Raw genomic sequence first — 14,358 nt, 5'->3', positions numbered from 1 at the left:
ATAGGGACCCGTAAGATCAAGTATTTACTTGCTCAGAACGACATTGAAATCGGTCGAGACCGCTTATTCTCTCTGCTGAGAATGCATCGATTATTAGTGCAGAATCGAAGGGCTTATCATCGAACCACAAACAGTAATCATCGCTTTTACTGCCATCCAAATCGAATCAAAGAAGGCTTAATACCGGAAAGACCTGAGCAATTATGGGTTGCCGATATTACTTATCTAGCGACGCGGTGTGGTAGTACTTACCTCAGTTTAGTGACGGACGCTTACTCAAGAAAAATCGTGGGCTATCACATAGGTGATGATATGAAAGCTCGCACTGTCAAGCAGGCCTTTTTAAACGCGTTGAAAGAGCGGAAGAATGCAGGTGATCTTGTACATCACTCAGATCGAGGTGTTCAATACTGCTCTGTGGAATACCAAGAGTTGCATCGACAGTATGATGTATCTTGCTCAATGACTGATGGTTATGACTGTTATCAGAATGCGTTGGCAGAGAGGATCAACGGAATACTGAAGATGGAGTATCTGTTGAATAAACCGAATGATTTAGATGAAGCAAAGAAAATGGTCGCCGAATCAGTAAAAATCTATAATGAATATAGGCCTCACACAGCTCTAAAATACAAAACGCCCGATGAAATACATCGAGCGTTTTAGTCAATCAAGTGTCAACCCATATCAGGACGGGTCATAGACGAAATGAAAATAGAAGCTTTAGAAGCCTTTCCAATCGAAATCATCAATTCGCTCATCAGCAATATAGAACAGCTTAGTACCACTGCTGACAACTTGGTCTAGTTCTGGGTTCAGTTCAATACCACTTCCCGTATCAATCGCGATCAGCGTTGCTTGATACTTCTCTTTAAACACAGAGAAAATAGGCGCAACGGTGACAGGCTCGGCGTCTTCAGGGAAATACGTTGAATACTGTGTCATGCCTCTTGTTGAGCTCAATAACTCTTGATGAAGCGCACTTGATCCTGGGTCTACCGCAGCCTTTGCTAGCATCTCTGCACCCACCGCTGGAATACATTCTGAGTTAGGGCAATGCTTATGCAATAAATCGCTTAGCGCTTCGTCTTTAAAGTAAACAAGAAGGTGTGCCTTAGGGTTTCGGTTGGCACAGTAAAGCGCCGCAGATAGCGTAATGTCGTCTTCTGGGTTATCAATCAAGATGCAACTTGCAGACTCAATGCCCGTTTTCTCCATCTCTTTGCCATCGGTGTAGCTGTTTACTTTAACGAAATTGATTTCACCGGGTAACGGGTTCTCGATATCTGAACGCGTACATAATACGATTGGTCGCTTACCTGTTTCTTCGTGTTGCAGCATGCGGATGAGATGAATGGTTCTTTGCTCATTCCACCCCAACATCAAAATGTGGTTGTCCACTCTAACTCTCCTTTTTCCTAGCAAGCCCGCTCGCCAATATTCAACACCTTCTGTCGCCACTTTACCGAGTAGTGCGGCGAAAAGGCTCAACCCGCCTGGAATCACAAATAGAATAACGATCCACTGCCCCGCTACCGTGGTCGGTGATAAATCACCATAACCAACTGTAGAAGCCGTTACCACCAAGTAGTAAGCGAATACGGTAACCGAACTGGTTAAATCTGTTTCACCCGCCAAATACAGCATCAGCCACGATAGAGCGATGTAACCAAGGAAAGTGAACAGTAAGTTTTTGCCATTCAAAACAAAGATGTTTGCTTTGATCCAGCGTTTGAGTTGTAACCAGATTATCATTCGAGCCTCTGCCTCATTTCTCTTACTTACATGCTAGAAAAAATACGCGATATCAACAAGATGTATCATCAGAAAAAGATACATGATCACAATATTGATATTGGCGGCCTATACTCACGTACAAAAAAACCAGCACTATTGGCTGGTTTTTTGTTGATTAGATAAAAGAACGGCTTACGCGTTACCTTTTACCTGCACGTTTAACTGCTCTGCAAAATCTAGCATGCGGTTCAATGGGATAAGAGACTTTACACGTAGCTCGTCAGAAACGAAGATCTCGTGTTGCTCACCACCATTCTCAAGCGCGTTTTCGATCGCTTCAAGGCCGTTCATCGCCATCCAAGGACAGTGTGCACAGCTACGGCAAGTTGCACCAGCACCAGCCGTTGGCGCTTCAATCAGTTCTTTTTCAGGAACCAATTGCTGCATCTTGAAGAAGATACCTTTGTCAGTGGCAACAATCATCTGTGGATGAGGAAGCTCTTTTGCTTTCTTGATCAATTGGCTTGTTGAACCTACAGCATCCGCCAGTTCAACGACACTTGCTGGTGATTCTGGGTGAACCAAAATAGCCGCTTCTGGGTATACCGATTTCATTTTCTTCAAAGCATCAGCTGAGAACTCATCATGAACGATACACTCACCTTGCCAAAGCAACATGTCAGCGCCGGTTTGATTTGCGATGTAAGAACCTAGGTGACGGTCTGGGCCCCAAATAATGGGTTTGCCTTCAGCATCTAGACTTTCAACGATCTCCAAAGCGATACTCGACGTAACCACCCAGTCTGCACGAGCTTTAACAGCCGCAGAGGTGTTCGCGTATACAACCACGGTGTGGTCAGGGTGAGCATCACAAAATTCTGTAAATTTGTCAGCAGGACAACCAAGATCAAGTGAACATTCAGCTTCAAGTGTTGGCATTAGAATGCGTTTTTCGGGAGTAAGAATCTTTGCAGACTCACCCATGAAACGAACACCAGCAATGATCAAAGTGCTTGCTGAGTGACGGTTACCGAACTTAGCCATTTCTAATGAATCGCCAACGAAACCACCAGTTTCTTCTGCCAGAGCCTGAATTTCAGGATCTGTGTAGTAGTGTGCAATTAGAACTGCATCTTTTTCTTGAAGTAGTTTTTTGATGTTTGCGATGTGGGCCTGTTTCTGAGCGTCGCTCAATGGAACTGGCTTAGGCGGAAACGGGTAAACTGTATCGATTTTATCTAGTATATGACTCATTGCTCTTGCTCTACGCAACTTCTTCCGAGAATCCGAGTATTCTACACAGGACAGCGATTGGGATCAAAAAGGATTGGTTGCAAGCGGTGGCTAGCTAATGCTTAAAACGCATAAACAAGGCGATGCGTTGACATCACTAGCAAGAGAAGTAAACACTAAACGGAAGTGAACAGGTATAAAAAAGAGGCGCCTAAGCACCTCTATTTTGTTTACAAGTGGGTTTTAGCCACTTTAGCCGAAGCACTGTTTGGGTACTCGGTTACGACTTGTTGGTAATATTTCTTAGCTTGCGTCGCGTTGTTGTTGCGCGCAGCTATGTCACCAAGCTTAACCAGTGCATCTGCTCGCTTGTTGGAGTCTTTGTAAGACACAACAGCTGCGAAGCTCTTCACCGCTTCTTTATCTTGCTTCTTAGCGAAATAAAGCTGACCTAACCAGTAATGTGAGTTAGGTGTGAAGGTTGAATCTGGGAAGTCTTTTTGAAACTTTTGGAATGCGGCAATCGCACCCGTGTAGTCTCGTTGCTTTAGAATCATATCTACAGCATTTTGATAAGCGGTTTGCTCATCGACATCAGTACTGAACGTACCAGAAGCATCTTTAGAGCCTTCGCTCGCTGCCACTGCTACCGTTGCGGTTCCTGCTGCTTTCACCTCGCCCCTAACGCGATCCAGTTCAATGAACAGTTCACGCTGGCGCTCTAGCATTTGCTTCATATCGTAGCTGTTTCGTTCCAGCTCACCACGAAGTTCACTGATCTCCAGTGCCATGTCGTCGATTTGCTGTTGCATTTGAAGCTGAACAAGGTTGCGATTTTGAAGCAGGCGCTCTAAACGCTCAATATCTGATTCGTTAGATGCAGACGCTGCTCGAGAGGAAGATGATGAATTGGTTGCGGTGCTATTGAGATCGGATACTGGAGCTGGTGCAGCGAACGCGATGTTCGCTGCACTTGCCAGTAACGAAAGCAAAATGACTCGCTTTGTGTTACTGAACATGAGGCAATTCCTCAATTATATAGTCTACTAAAATTAGTAAACTAGTACTGCGCGACGGTTTTTAGCGTACACATCTTCAGATTGACCTAGAAGAAGTGGCTTCTCTTCACCGTAGCTTACGATAGAGATTTGGTCAGCTTGAACACCTAGAGCTTGTAGGTATTTCGCTACAGCTTGTGCACGACGCTCGCCAAGTGCGATGTTGTACTCAGGAGTACCGCGCTCATCAGCGTGACCTTCGATAGTAACGTTCATGTCAACGTTCTTAACTAGGTATGCTGCGTGAGCTGCTAGCATTTCTTCGTAATCGCCAGCGATAGTAGAGTTATCGAATGCGAAGTAGATTGTTTGAGTTTCACGTAGCGCTTGCTCTTTAAGCTCTTGCTCAGACAGTTGACCGTTAGCGTCAATTGGCGTTACAACAGTTGTGTCTACGTTGCTTTCTGAACCTGAAGTTGTTTGGTTGCTTTCTGTACCAGATGTTGCAGATGTTGCTTCATCAGTTGAGCTACATGCCGTTACTGCCATCACTGGTAGTGCAATCATCAAGCCTTTAAGAACTTTGTTAAGTTGCATCTTTTTTTCCTTACGTTATCAAACTTAGTTTCTACAGCGACTAAGTGCTATAGATAGTTAATTGCCACAATAGTTAACACTATCAATAGCTAAAAGAATGTATCAAGAGAACTAGAGGAACGGTGACCACGCAGGCGCTCTTACACGTCCGTTGGTTGCCGGTAATCTAGCTTTAAAACGGCCATCGATAGAAACCATCGATAGTACGTTAGTTTTATTGTAAATAGAGCTATAGATAACCATACCTCCATTCGGCGCAATGCTTGGAGATTCATCTAACAATGTTTTTGTTAGCACCTGAACCGCACCGGTTTCCAAATCCTGCTTAGCCAAGTTAAAACCTGAGTTACTGCGATTCACCATGATAAGGAATCGACCATCAGGGGTGATCTGGCCACCTAAGTTTTGGCTACCTTGCCAAGTAATACGAGAAGTCGAATTATTGGACAAATTTACATTATAAATCTGAGGTTTACCACCACGATCCGATGTGAAAATAAGAGACTTGCCATCTGGGTGCCAGAATGGTTCAGTATTATTCGAACGGCCGCGGGTAATTTGAGTCAGCTTACGGCTAGCAAGGTCAAGTGTGTACACCTGAAGGCTGCCTGTTTTCGACAATACCAATGCCAATGTTTTACCATCTGGCGAGAATCTTGGCGCACCATTGTGACGAGGGTATGACGTCACTTTCTCACGTTCACCGGTGTAAATATTCATGATAAATATTTCAGCTTGGCCATTCTGGAAGCTCACATACGCAAGTTTCTTACCATCTGGTGACCATGCTGGAGACATAAGAGGCTGCTTAGAACGAAGTACTAAACGCTCATTAAAGCCATCGTAGTCAGCAACACGAAGTTGGTATGGGTACTTATCTTTGTCGTTCACAACTACGTAAGAGATACGAGTTAAGAACGCGCCTTTCTCACCGGTTAATTCTTCATACACTAAGTCCGAAATACGGTGTGCGTATTCTCTCAAGCGCTTGCCAGGAACCGTTGCTTTTTTGTTGAACAACACGTGGTCTTTAGAAAGCACCAACTGGCCTTCATCACTTAATGCACGGCTTTGTCCTTTAGTCAGCTGACCACGAACAATGTCGATCAATTGGTAGTTCACCACGTACTGCCCTTCGGCATTTTTAGTGATGCTACCTGTTAGCAATGAATCAACGCCTAGGTTAGTCCAAGCATCAAAGTTCACCTCAGTTTCGCTGTAAGGCGTTTGAGGCATTTTGCTTGTCGCAACTGGGCTGAATTTACCACTGCGTTGTAGGTCAGAAGCGATAACTGCTGATACATCGTGTGGCAATGGCTCTGCGCCTTCCCAACGGAAAGGTACAATAGCGATAGGTCGTGCAGAGTTAATACCGTCTGTAATAACCAGCTCCAGTGCCGCATGTGCAAACTGGCTGCTTGTAGCTATTAAGAAAACAAAACTCAGTAGTAGTTTCTTTAACACAAGTTCGTCCTTTTACTCTGGTGATACAGTTAAGTTAATGTCTTTTAGTGATTTCACGATGTCTGGGTCTTTAGGCAATGGATAAGATTGCACTTGTGCCACGGCACGCTTGGTTGCTGCACATAAACGGCTATCGCCATCTAAGATACTTAAGCTACCCAAAATAGCGTTTGAGCCCGTTGGAATCAGCTTAAGGTTAACTCGACATGAGCGTCCTCGATAGCTGTCTTCTAACAACAGATTCTGTTGAATCAATTGGGTATAGATAGCCCCGTAACGTTGTGCTTCATCACTAATAAATTGTTGTCTTGCTGAAGAGTTTTGAGTCGCTTCAGTTTCAAGACCAGCAAAGATATCGTTCAATGCTGCTTCTTGTTGTTTACGCTCTTTTTCTGCTTTAGCTGCAGCTTCTTTTGCCTTACGGGCTTTCTCTGCTGCGGCTGCCGCTTCTTTCTCTTTCGCTATGCGTTGCTTTTCAGCGCGTTCAGCGGCTTCTTTCTCTTTGCGAGCTTTGTCTGCTGCCTCTTTCGCGGCTTTTTCTTTTGCCACGCGTTCTTGTTCAGCTTTTGCGATTGCCGCTTCTTTGGCCTTACGCTCGTTCTCGGCTTTCACCAACGCAGCTTCTTTCAGCTTGCGATCAGCTTCGGCTTTAGCGGCTTTCTTTTTCTCTTGCTGTAAACGCGCTTCTTCAGCTTTGCGTTGTTTCTCTTTCTCAACTCGGCGCTTTTCAGCTTCACGAGTCGCTTTAGCCTCTTTCGCTTGTTGTTCTTTTAGCTTACGAATATTTTCTTCTTCAGCTTTACGATTCTTTTCAAGTCGTTCGCTTTCACGTCTCAGTTTGTCTAAACGCTCTTGCTCTTTCTTGCTCGCGGCTTCTCGCTGTTGACGAATCTGTTGAGCTTGCTGGCGAACCAACTGAGGATCAATCACCACAGCCTGAACCATCTGCCCTGTCGGCTTAGGTTCTGACATCGTGAAATCCGCTCCCCAAATAAGCGCAACGAATAAAATGACGTGCAGCCCAAGTGAAATAAGAAGCGGTTTTCTGAAACTATTGGATTTTTTATTAGTCGCTTTCATGAATGCTACGGAGCTATTCCCTTATATCCGTTAAAAGGCCAACCTTTGGCACACCTGCACGGCTTAATTCATCAAGTAATAAAACCACTTCAGCGTAAGGCGTTGCGGCATCACCGCCAACCGCCACTGGAGAATTCGGCTTCAAAGACAACTCAGCTTTCACTCGGATGATAATATCTTCCATAGATAAACCACGCTGTACTTCTTCGTCATTAACGCTCAAGCCAAGTTCACCGTCTTTGTTCACTTCAACGATGATGAAACTTGCGTTGTCGTCCCCCAGTAGGTCTTGTGCCGATTTAGCCGTTGAAGCCTGAGGCAATTCAACGTCAACGCCTTGAGTAACAAACGGCGAAGTCACCATAAAAATGATCAGCAAAACAAGCATAACGTCGATGTAAGGTACAACGTTAATCTCTGCTGTCATTTTGCGTTTTTTAGGTTGGTATCCAGCCATCTATTATTCCCTGCCAGCCATCGCTTGACGGTGAAGAATACTGTGGAACTCTTCAGAGAAAGTCGCGTAGTTGTGCTCTAGCTTGCCTACTCGGCTGCTGAAGCGGTTGTACGCCATAACTGCTGGAATTGCAGCAAATAGACCCATTGCGGTTGCGATCAGCGCTTCTGCAATACCAGGGGCAACCATTGCGAGTGTCGCTTGCTTCACTTCACCTAATGCGATGAATGAGTGCATGATGCCCCAAACCGTACCAAATAGGCCGATGTATGGGCTGATAGAACCAACGGTCGCCAAGAAAGGTAAGTTAGTTTCTAGTTCATCGACTTCACGAGCAACAGCAACGCGCATCGCACGGCCAGTGCCTTCCATAATGAAGTCAGGTGATGTTGCATTCGATTTACGAAGGCGAGCAAACTCAGTAAAGCCTGCGTAGAAAATTTCTTCAGTACCAGAAAGCTCGTCTTTGCGTTTATTGCTCTCTTGGTACAATTTTGCAAGATCAACGCCTGACCAAAATTTGTCTTCAAACACTTCTGTTTGTTTCGAAGCTTGAGATAATACTTTACTTCTTTTGATGATCATCGCCCAAGAAACAACAGACATGCCCATAAGAACTAGCATGACCATTTTAACTAATAAACTAGCTTCTAAAATTAGGCCTAAGATTGAGATTTCAGCAGTCACTATTCGTTAGCTCCGTAAGAATAAATGTTGGCATTGCCTTTGGTTTCATTTTTTGATTGTCGATACATGCTACCTTAACCATTGCTTTACACAATGCTTTGCCATCAGGATTTACGATCTCTTGACAGAAGACCAAGGTAGCTCGCTTCAACTCGTAAATATTTGTAATGACTTGTAAAGAATCATCAAGGCGCGCACCTTGAATAAAATCAATGTCCATATGTCGGACTACAAAACCGATGTTTTGTTCTAACAAGACTTGCTGAGAAACGCCAATTGAGCGCAACATCTCCGTTCGAGCGCGTTCGAAAAACTTAAGATAGTTTGAATGGTATACAACACCACCTGCATCGGTGTCTTCGTAATACACTGTCACTGGCCACGTAAATGGCTTAGATAATCCCTGCAATTTGCTACCACAATCCAAAACGATAAAGATCTCACTATAACCTAACTCCTTATCATTAATAGTATATCGCTGTGAATTTTTTGATTTAACAGACGAAAAAAAAGGCCATCTGTATAAGATGACCTCTTTTTGGCTAAAAACCCAACAAGTATAAAGATTCACATCGTTATGAACCTAAATCCTTTGCCTTTTATAGAAGGCGCAGCACCGTTAGGTAGAGCAAAATTGTGAGTGAAACGTATGGGCTAAACAGTAGCTGCCACATCCAAGCTCTTGGCTTAAATCCAATACCGTAAACCATGCTTGAGCAAACAGCCCAGATAAACATTGGCCCGATGATCGCGTTAAAGCCCCCGATGCTTGTCGCATACGCTTCAGGATCCCACATCACTAAACCAACATGCATGAAACCCAATACCAAGGATAAAGCTCTTAATAGAGTCTTATCCATTGGTTGATGCAGTTTAGCGATTTGCTCTGCGAGATTACTCACTGTCTTTGTCCATCATTTCTGAATGCTCTAGCCAAAGAGCATTAATGATGCCGAATGCACATGCTAGAAGTACACCCAAAATCCATGCGAAATACCACATAAAATTTCTCCTAAGTTATTTAACTTCTAGCTTAGTAAGCTGAAACGTCGTTATCTTCGATGTGTTTCTTATCTAGACGACCGAACATTTTGTAATATGTCCAAGTTGTGTAGCCAAGAATCACCGGAACCATTACCGCCGCAACAGCAGTCATAAGGCCAAGCGTAAGCTCACTCGCTGTTGAATCCCACATAGTCAAACTATGGCTAGGATTCAGGCTTGATGGCATTACGAATGGGAACATTGCAAAACCAGCCGTTAAAATAACACCTGCGTTCGATAGACTTGAGAACAAGAATGCGAAACCACCACGCTCAAAGCGAGATGCAATCACAGCAAGCAGTGGCATCGCTACCCCAAGGATCGGTGCAGCCCACATTGCTGGATACGTTTCGAAGTTTGTCATCCAAGCACCCACTTGAAGTGATACTTCTTTGTTTAGAGGGTTTGAATCAGCAAACGTATCGATAGTGCTTGTAATAACATAGCCTTCGATAGATTGAACCCAGAAACCACCAATAACGAACAGAGCAATAGCAATTAGGCCAGTGATCTGAGCAACGTTACGAGCACGAGCGTGCAGCTCTTCTGTAGTCTTCATTTGAAGCCATGTTGCACCTTGCATCACGAACAACATCAGAGCTAATACACCACAAAGCAATGCAAACGGGTTTAGCAGAGCGAAGAACGTGCCATGGTACTTAGACATCATAAATTCGTTCAGGTCAAATGGAACACCTTGTAATAGGTTACCAAATGCTACACCGAAGATGATTGGTGGAACTGTACCACTAAAGCAAAGTGCGTAGTCCCAAGTTTTGCGCCATTTTGGCTCTTCGATCTTAGAACGGTAATCAAGAGCAAGTGGTCGTAACCAAAGCGCTGCTAACGTCGCATACATTGCGAAGTAGAAGCCAGAAAACGATGTTGCGTAAACCAGTGGCCACGCAGCAAACAATGCGCCACCCGCAGTGATAAGCCAAACTTGGTTACCATCCCAGTGAGGGGCAATCGTGTTTAGCATAATACGGCGTTCAGTGTCGCTCTTACCGATAACCGGTGAAAGAGCAGCAACACCCATATCGAAGCCATCAGTTACGGCGAAACCAACCAGTAGAACACCGATCAATACCCACCAAATAAGTCGTAAGCTTTCGTAATCAAACATAATATTCCCTCACTTATACTTCGACTGAACGGCTAACTTTGTCTTCAACAGAGTTATCGTTTTGTTCAAAGTGGTAACGGCCTGTCTTTAAGCTACTTGGACCTTTACGTGCGAATTTCAGCATTAGGTAAACTTCAGCAATCAAGAACACTGTGTACAGTGCCAGAATAGCGAATAGAGAAGTCCAAAGCTGTTCAATAGTTAGTGCTGATGCTGCAACGTTAACCGGTAGGATTTCACCAACCGCCCATGGTTGACGACCAAACTCAGCAACGAACCAACCCGCTTCGATCGCAATCCAAGGAAGTGGGATTGAGAACAGCGCCGCTTTAAGTACCCATGGTTTCTGTTCGATCTTTTGACGACACGTTTGAACAAACGCTGCGCCGAATACAAACAACATGATGAAGCCACAAGCAACCATCAGACGGAATGACCAGAATAGAGGCCAAACTGTTGGGATAGAATCATCCGCAGCCATTTGGATTTGCTCTTCTGTTGCATCAACAACGTCGTCTGTGTAGCGCTTAAGAAGTAGACCGTAACCTAGGTCACCTTTCACTTCGTCGAATGCCACCATGTTTTCTTCAGACTTATCGCCTGAACGTAGCTTTTCAAGCAGCTCGTATGCGTACATACCCGTGCGGATACGATCAACGTGGTCATCACGCAGGTCACGCAGGCCTGTTACTTCTTTATCAAGAGAACGTGTTGCGATAATACCCATTACGTAAGGAATCTTAATTGCGTAGTCAGTATCCATTGTTTCTTGGTTTGGAATACCAAAAACAGTGAATGCAGCTGGTGCTTCTTCAGTGTGCCACTCTGCTTCTACAGCAGCGAGTTTCACTTTTTGAACTTCACCAAGCTCGTAACCAGATTCATCACCTAGCACGATTACTGACAGGATCGCCGCCATACCGAAAGATGCTGCAATCGCAAAAGAACGACGAGCAAAGGCAAGGTCACGACCTTTAAGAATGTAGTATGAGCTGATACCAAGGATGAACATTGCACCCGTTGTGTAACCAGACGCTACTGTGTGTACGAATTTAACCTGTGCTACTGGGTTTAGTACAACTTCAGCGAAGCTCACCATTTCCATACGCATCGTTTCAAAGTTAAATTCCGCACCCACTGGGTTTTGCATCCAGCCGTTAGCTACCAAGATCCAAAGCGCAGAGAAGTTAGAACCAAGTGCTACTAACCAAGTTACCGCTAAGTGTTGACGCTTCGACAATCTGTCCCAACCGAAGAAGAAAAGACCAACAAAAGTAGACTCTAGGAAGAATGCAACAAGCGCTTCGATAGCCAGCGGTGCACCAAAGATGTCGCCAACATAGTGAGAATAGTAAGACCAGTTAGTACCGAACTGGAACTCCATGGTTAAGCCTGTCGCTACACCAAGAGCAAAGTTAATACCAAACAATTTACCCCAGAACTTAGTCATGTCCTTGTAAATTTGCTTGCCAGTCATTACATAAACTGACTCCATAATGGCAAGTAGAAATGCCATACCTAGTGTCAGTGGAACAAATAGGAAGTGATACATCGCTGTAAATGCAAATTGCAATCGCGACAGATCAACAACATCAATCATGGTAACTCCTTTGTGTCGGCTGAATGACACTTGTGTGATTATTCACCGCAAAAATCCATGTTAAAACAATTTATGTAATTGTTATTACAAATTGAAATTTGTAGCAAAAACGTACCGTTATAGTTAGATTATTGTTAAGCATGAGCTAATATAGCTGGCGCTAATATTACTGGTAAAATCAGTATGTTTCAAAAGATTTATAGGAGAAGCCTGCGTTGATTTGTATCAATTTTATTCACGCAAATTAGAGGTATTTTTGAACAATCATGATTAAAATCACACCAATTTGAGCTCTGTTAATAACAGCGCATGATATCTGTGACAAAAGCTCAGCACCACTTCAACATACAAATTACAACTACCCATAAAGTACTAACAAAAGTTATGACAACTTATTTCAATTTTTGTTAGCTAAATCAAACCTGAAATCAAAGTTTTCATTTTTGAAACCCGCTATTCAGCCTTTTTATCGATTAGCGCAAAGAGTTGTTATTCAGTAAAATGCAAAAAATCCCAGCGCTTATGCAACTGGGATCTTTAAAAATGAATAATTTAACGATTAGACGGCTTATCTATTCCGAAGTGTAAATAAGCTCTGTCGGTCGCGATTCGACCTCTTGGCGTTCTTTGTAGGTAACCTTGCTGAATCAAGTAAGGCTCTAACACGTCTTCAATGGTGTCTCTTTCTTCACCGATCGCTGCAGCCATATTGTCGATACCCACTGGACCACCACCAAACTTTTCCATGATCGCAAGCAGAAGCTTTCTATCCATGTAGTCAAAACCTTTAGCATCGACATCCAACATGTTAAGCGCTTTATCGGCAACCTCTGGGCAGATATGACCATCTCCTTTCACTTCCGCATAGTCGCGTACACGGCGCAGTAAACGATTGGCAATACGTGGTGTACCACGAGCACGACGAGCAACTTCTAACGCCCCTTCTGATTCCATAGAAAGACCAAGGCAATCAGCGCTTCGTTGCACGATGTTTTGCAAGTCTTCAACTTTGTAATACTCAAGACGCTGAGTGATACCAAAACGGTCACGTAACGGAGACGTAAGCGAGCCAGCACGAGTCGTTGCGCCTATCAACGTAAAAGGTGGAAGATCGATCTTGATAGAGCGTGCCGCAGGGCCTTCACCAATCATGATATCTAATTGGTAATCTTCCATTGCTGGATACAACACCTCTTCAACCACAGGGCTAAGGCGGTGGATCTCATCAATGAATAGGACATCATTTTCTTCAAGGTTAGTCAGCAGCGCCGCTAGGTCGCCGGCTTTTTCCAGTACAGGGCCTGAAGTGGTGCGAATGTTTACATCCATTTCATTAGCAACAATGTTCGCCAACGTGGTTTTCCCCAAGCCTGGAGGACCAAATATCAACAAATGATCGAGGGCCTCATTACGCAATTGCGCCGCTTTGATGAAAATTTCCATTTGGCCACGAACATGATCCTGACCTTGATAGTCAGCAAGTGCTTTAGGGCGTATTGCACGATCAATGACATCTTCATCTTTGAATACTGGGTTGTCCGGTGCAATAAGGCGATCGGCTTCAATCATAAATTCTGCTATTCCTAACTATGCGCTTGTTGACTCTGCGCTTCTTGACTCTGTGTAAAGGCAAAGTGAATGAGCCTGTTTTGTAGAACAAGTATATGAGGTATTAAACCATCGATTTCAGTGCTTCGCGAATTAACTGCTCGCTGGTCATGCCATCTTTAGCCACTTGAGAAACCACCTTAGAAGCTTGAGTCGGCTTGTAACCTAATGCAAGTAACGCACTTACCGCTTCTTCTTCAGCGTCGTGAACGGTTGGCATAGAATCAATTGGTGCTGCATCCGTCGCTGGAGTAAATAGGTCACCCGCGCCCCACCCTTTCAGGCGGTCTTTCATTTCAACAACCAGACGTTCTGCGGTTTTCTTACCGACACCCGGCAGTTTCACTAGCGTAGAAATATCTTCACGTTCAACACTCTGAACAAACTGACTCGCCGTCATACCTGAAAGAATACCAAGACCAAGTTTAGGACCAACACCATTTGCTTTGATAACTTCACGGAACAGCGCACGCTCTTTAACTGTATTGAAGCCGTAAAGCAGTTGTGCATCTTCACGAACAACAAAGTGAGTGTAGATAATTGCCTCTTCGCCCACATTTGGTAATTCATAAAAACAGCTCATTGGCATTTGAACTTCATAGCCAACGCCACTCACTTCGATTAGTAATTCTGGTGGCTGTTTTTCTATTAATGTACCGCGTAGACGTCCGATCACAATTCACTCTCTTGATGGAATATAATTTGAGGGACAGAATATAAAAGAACT

16 protein-coding genes are annotated in these 14,358 nt (G+C 44.1%); 1 reads left to right on the top strand and 15 read right to left on the bottom strand.

Annotated elements, in window-relative coordinates:
- On the top strand, nucleotides 1-666 hold a 666-nt coding region (locus CWO08_RS14440), incomplete at its 5' end, for an IS3 family transposase (RefSeq protein ID WP_108020668.1).
- Between the two features lie 57 nt (nucleotides 667-723).
- Here the strand turns inward: CWO08_RS14440 and CWO08_RS14435 are convergent.
- The 15 genes from CWO08_RS14435 to ruvA form a co-directional block, all read right to left on the bottom strand.
- Nucleotides 724-1,755, bottom strand: a complete 1,032-nt coding sequence (locus CWO08_RS14435; RefSeq protein ID WP_048659644.1) for a potassium channel family protein — start codon at nucleotides 1,753-1,755, stop codon at nucleotides 724-726.
- Between the two features lie 174 nt (nucleotides 1,756-1,929).
- Nucleotides 1,930-2,991 carry a quinolinate synthase NadA gene (gene nadA, locus CWO08_RS14430; RefSeq protein WP_017062067.1) on the bottom strand — a complete coding sequence of 354 codons (1,062 nt, stop codon included), beginning with the start codon at nucleotides 2,989-2,991 and terminating at the stop codon, nucleotides 1,930-1,932.
- Between the two features lie 209 nt (nucleotides 2,992-3,200).
- Nucleotides 3,201-3,989, bottom strand: a complete 789-nt coding sequence (gene ybgF, locus CWO08_RS14425; RefSeq protein ID WP_048659646.1) for a tol-pal system protein YbgF — start codon at nucleotides 3,987-3,989, stop codon at nucleotides 3,201-3,203.
- Between the two features lie 33 nt (nucleotides 3,990-4,022).
- The gene (gene pal, locus CWO08_RS14420; protein ID WP_048659647.1) at nucleotides 4,023-4,565 is read right to left on the bottom strand and encodes a peptidoglycan-associated lipoprotein Pal; all 543 of its coding nucleotides are present in this window, start codon (nucleotides 4,563-4,565) and stop codon (nucleotides 4,023-4,025) included.
- Nucleotides 4,566-4,676: 111 nt separating this feature from the next.
- A complete protein-coding gene (tolB, locus tag CWO08_RS14415) occupies nucleotides 4,677-6,029 on the bottom strand; it encodes a Tol-Pal system beta propeller repeat protein TolB (protein WP_048659648.1) in 1,353 nt (450 codons plus the stop codon).
- 12 nt (nucleotides 6,030-6,041) lie between these two features.
- The gene (gene tolA, locus CWO08_RS14410; protein WP_055319758.1) at nucleotides 6,042-7,109 is read right to left on the bottom strand and encodes a cell envelope integrity protein TolA; all 1,068 of its coding nucleotides are present in this window, start codon (nucleotides 7,107-7,109) and stop codon (nucleotides 6,042-6,044) included.
- A 13-nt stretch (nucleotides 7,110-7,122) separates the two neighbouring features.
- Nucleotides 7,123-7,566 (bottom strand): protein TolR, encoded by a 444-nt coding sequence (gene tolR / locus CWO08_RS14405; protein WP_048664689.1) that lies wholly within the window; start codon nucleotides 7,564-7,566, stop codon nucleotides 7,123-7,125.
- Nucleotides 7,567-7,569: 3 nt separating this feature from the next.
- A complete protein-coding gene (gene tolQ, locus CWO08_RS14400) occupies nucleotides 7,570-8,253 on the bottom strand; it encodes a protein TolQ (RefSeq protein WP_010437896.1) in 684 nt (227 codons plus the stop codon).
- Nucleotides 8,243-8,680: a tol-pal system-associated acyl-CoA thioesterase gene (gene ybgC / locus CWO08_RS14395; protein WP_048616298.1), complete on the bottom strand. Its 438-nt coding sequence runs from the start codon at nucleotides 8,678-8,680 to the stop codon at nucleotides 8,243-8,245. The genes tolQ and ybgC overlap by 11 nt, the downstream gene beginning before the upstream one ends.
- 172 nt (nucleotides 8,681-8,852) lie before the next feature.
- Nucleotides 8,853-9,155 (bottom strand): cyd operon protein YbgE, encoded by a 303-nt coding sequence (gene ybgE / locus CWO08_RS14390; RefSeq protein ID WP_017055065.1) that lies wholly within the window; start codon nucleotides 9,153-9,155, stop codon nucleotides 8,853-8,855.
- The gene (gene cydX, locus CWO08_RS14385) at nucleotides 9,148-9,255 is read right to left on the bottom strand and encodes a cytochrome bd-I oxidase subunit CydX (protein WP_000270284.1); all 108 of its coding nucleotides are present in this window, start codon (nucleotides 9,253-9,255) and stop codon (nucleotides 9,148-9,150) included. The genes ybgE and cydX overlap by 8 nt, the downstream gene beginning before the upstream one ends.
- Before the next feature lie 31 nt (nucleotides 9,256-9,286).
- On the bottom strand, nucleotides 9,287-10,423 hold the full coding sequence (gene cydB, locus CWO08_RS14380; protein ID WP_108020667.1) for a cytochrome d ubiquinol oxidase subunit II: 1,137 nt from the start codon (nucleotides 10,421-10,423) through the stop codon (nucleotides 9,287-9,289).
- Nucleotides 10,424-10,436: 13 nt separating this feature from the next.
- Complete coding sequence (cydA, locus tag CWO08_RS14375; protein ID WP_102432925.1) at nucleotides 10,437-12,023, bottom strand: cytochrome ubiquinol oxidase subunit I; 1,587 nt, start codon at nucleotides 12,021-12,023, stop codon at nucleotides 10,437-10,439.
- 552 nt (nucleotides 12,024-12,575) lie between these two features.
- Nucleotides 12,576-13,592, bottom strand: coding sequence for a Holliday junction branch migration DNA helicase RuvB (gene ruvB / locus CWO08_RS14370; RefSeq protein WP_017062078.1), 1,017 nt, complete (start codon nucleotides 13,590-13,592; stop codon nucleotides 12,576-12,578).
- A gap of 103 nt (nucleotides 13,593-13,695) precedes the next feature.
- Nucleotides 13,696-14,307 carry a Holliday junction branch migration protein RuvA gene (ruvA, locus tag CWO08_RS14365; protein ID WP_017062079.1) on the bottom strand — a complete coding sequence of 204 codons (612 nt, stop codon included), beginning with the start codon at nucleotides 14,305-14,307 and terminating at the stop codon, nucleotides 13,696-13,698.
- Between the last annotated feature and the right edge of the window lie 51 nt (nucleotides 14,308-14,358).

It is taken from the genome of Vibrio sp. 10N.286.48.B8 (assembly GCF_003050085.1).
Classification (GTDB): Bacteria; Pseudomonadota; Gammaproteobacteria; order Enterobacterales; family Vibrionaceae; genus Vibrio; species Vibrio crassostreae.
This window is presented reverse-complemented; position numbering and strand designations above follow the sequence as displayed.